This is a genomic window from Stutzerimonas stutzeri KOS6 (genome assembly GCF_000307775.2).
Classification (GTDB): domain Bacteria; phylum Pseudomonadota; class Gammaproteobacteria; order Pseudomonadales; family Pseudomonadaceae; genus Stutzerimonas; species Stutzerimonas stutzeri_B.
The window spans coordinates 2,168,694-2,171,521 of sequence record NZ_KK020676.1 but is presented as its reverse complement, the minus strand read 5'-3'; the positions used below and the strand labels follow the sequence as shown (position 1 = coordinate 2,171,521).

The window sequence follows — 2,828 nt, the reverse complement described above, 5'->3', positions numbered from 1 at the left end:
TTGCGTCAACCGGCGCCGCATCGCCCGCAGGCCGCCTGCCGCGCCCCGAGGGCGTCAGCTGCGCACGCAGGTTTGCATTCGGGGCGAATACGCCGTGGAAGCGGGTGAGATGCGCGCGAGGTGGCGGGACCAGTGCCGCCAGCTTGGCGATAAAGTCCACCGCATCCCATTCGACATGCGTGGTCCCATTTCGCCACGGCGTCTTGAGCTGATACCGCACCCTACCCTGCGGTGAGATCGACAGCCGCTGCTCGCTGATCGCCGGGCGCGTGATGTAGCGGCACAGCTTTTCGAGCTTGTGGCTTTCGTGTGCTTCCGCGGCCACGCCGGCATGCAGCGAGAAGCCGCCGACCTTGCCGGCATCGCCCTCCAGCGAGCCTGCGTCACCGGGCAATGTTTGCAGCGTGACGACCTTGCGGCCAGCGTCGCGACCGGTGGCGATGCGGTAGGTCATCGAACTCATCCGCAGCCCATCCATGCCGTCGTCGCTACCCGCGCTGTCGGACAGGAACACGGATTCGTCTTCGCCTTCGAGCCAGCCGCGGCGCGACAGGTGCCGGCACACGCGATGCGCGATGGTGTTGGCGAGCTGCGTCAGTTGCGCAGAGGTGGGGGCACGGGCGCGGCGCAGGCGCGGCTTGCGCCGCGGGGGCTCGACGTTCGCGTCGTACACGCCGTCGAGCCACAGCATGTGGAAGTGAACATTCAGGTTCAGCGCGCTGCCGAAGCGCTGGATCAGCGTTACCGCGCCGCATTGCGCCGTATCCCGCGGCACGCCGGCCTGATCGGCAAGCCAACCGGCGATCACACGATGCACGATGCCCAGCACCGGGCTGATGGCATCCGGTTTGCCGGCGAACAGGAAGCGCAACGGGTAGGGGAAACTCAGCACCCATTGCCGCACCGGCCGCGGGCCGAACACCTCGTCCACCAGATGCCGCGCCGACTCGGCCATGCGCCGTGCGCCGCAGCTCGGGCACAGCCCGCGCTTCTTGCAGGAATACGCCACCAGCCTCTCGGCACGACAGTGCTCGCAGACCACGCGCAGGAAGCCGTGCTCGAGCACGCCGCAGCGCAGGTAGGTCTCGAACTCCTCGCGCACATACTCGGGCAGCGGGCGGTCTTCTACCTCACGGCGCGCGAGAAAGTCCGGCCAATGCGCCTGCACCAGCGAATACAGCAGCGTGCGCTCGGGACGGTGAGGCGCATAGCGAGCCGTGGGCAGATGCGCTGCCGGCGACGTTGCGTGCGCCACGGCATCCTGCAGCTGCGACACGGTCGCGGCGAAGCGCGGCACGAGCTGCGGGCTGCTCATCAGAATCGCGACCCGTTTTCAAGCTGCGTAGTCCAGCGCACGGGCCGCAGAAATCTGCGGCAGGCGGGATTTCGAAGCCGAAGATTCGTCCACCGCCTCGGGCACCATCAGCTCGTCGGGTCCATGGGACGTGTCGGCGCCTGCGGTGACAACGCCGCGATGGAATCCTTCTTCGCGCTCCTGCAGAAGAACGTCCTCAACCAACGCCGATGGGACACCCGCGAACAGCTACGGATCGCGATCGTCACCTGGATCGAGAGGACCTACCACCGCCGACGACGACAGGACCGCCTCGGCCGATTGACGCCCATCGAATACGAGACCACCATGACCACACCAGCCGATCAGGCTGCGTGACTACCGACTGTCACCTATCCGTGCAGCAGTCCCGCCAGAAGGAACGGCCCCGCAACCGGCGCGCAGGCTCTGACAGGCTCCCCTCCAGGCGCCTCCCGCGGCCTCGCCCAAAACCCGAACAACGCCTCATCCCTACAAAACACTCGACCTACCAAGGAGTCATTCGATGTTGATGAACGCAGCCAGTTATGACCGCATCGGTGCGGCACGAGAGGTGCTGACCGTGCACAAGTTGGAGGTCCCAGAGCCTGGGCCCGGCGAGGTCCGAGTGAAGATCGCCCTGTCGGCGATCAATCCCAGTGATGTGAAGGCTCGGAGCGGCTTCACTCCCCGCCCCATCGACGGTTTCCAGGTCCCACACATGGATGGTGCAGGCCAAATCGACGCCGTTGGCGTCGGGGTCGATCCGGAGCGGCTCGGCCAACGCGTCTGGCTCTGGCTAACGGCATATCGAAACCGCTGGGGCACTGCTGCGGAATACTGCGTCGTAAAGGCCGACCAAGCGGTTCCTCTGCCCGACCAGGCTTCAGACGAACTCGGCGCCTGCTTGGGCATTCCGGCGATCACGGCCCATCTGTGCTTGTTCCCGGACGGACCAGTCAACGGTCTGGACGTTTTGGTGGCCGGCGGCGCGGGGGCTGTAGGACACTACGGCATCGAACTCGCCAAGTGGGCCGGAGCGCGTGTTGTCACGACTGTGAGCAACGACGAGAAGGCCGAACTCGCTCGACAAGCGGGGGCGGACCTCGTGGTGAACTACCGGGAAGCCGACGTCGTCGATCGCATCAAGGGCTTCAGTCGAGGCATCGACCGCGTCGTCGAAGTGGCGCTGCTGGACAACTGGGATCTGGACTTCGCAGTTGTCAAAGCCGGGGCACACATCGTTTCGTACACAAACGATGGCCGCAAATTGACCGTAGACCTGCGCCAATGCCTGACCACCTGCATATCCCTCCGCTTCCTCCTCCTCTACACCGAGCCTCGCCAAGAGATGATCGAGGCCGCTCGCAACCTCACTGCTGCCATGGCAGGCGGCGCTCTGACCCCCCTACCGGTAAACGTTTTTGCTCTCGACCAGATTGCAGAGGCGCATGAGGCTGTCGAGGCCAACGTGCTGGGCAAGGTTCTCATCGACATGCGCGACTAGGGCGTGTCT

Annotated in this window: 2 protein-coding genes and 1 pseudogene; 2 read left to right on the top strand and 1 reads right to left on the bottom strand. The window is 65.4% G+C overall.

What is annotated here, in order from left to right; genetic code table 11:
* Window positions 1–1,297, bottom strand: a 1,297-nt coding sequence (locus B597_RS37970; protein ID WP_082321554.1) for an ISCR element clade Ia family transposase, incomplete at its 3' end; no start/stop codon positions are given.
* 75 nt (window positions 1,298–1,372) lie between these two features.
* Between B597_RS37970 and B597_RS37960 the strand changes: the two are divergent.
* Window positions 1,373–1,672 (top strand): annotated as a pseudogene (locus B597_RS37960) (IS3 family transposase); the annotation flags it as partial.
* A gap of 166 nt (window positions 1,673–1,838) precedes the next feature.
* Complete coding sequence (locus B597_RS37955) at window positions 1,839–2,819, top strand: NADPH:quinone reductase (RefSeq protein WP_024162200.1); 981 nt, start codon at window positions 1,839–1,841, stop codon at window positions 2,817–2,819.
* Window positions 2,820–2,828: the final 9 nt, after the last annotated feature.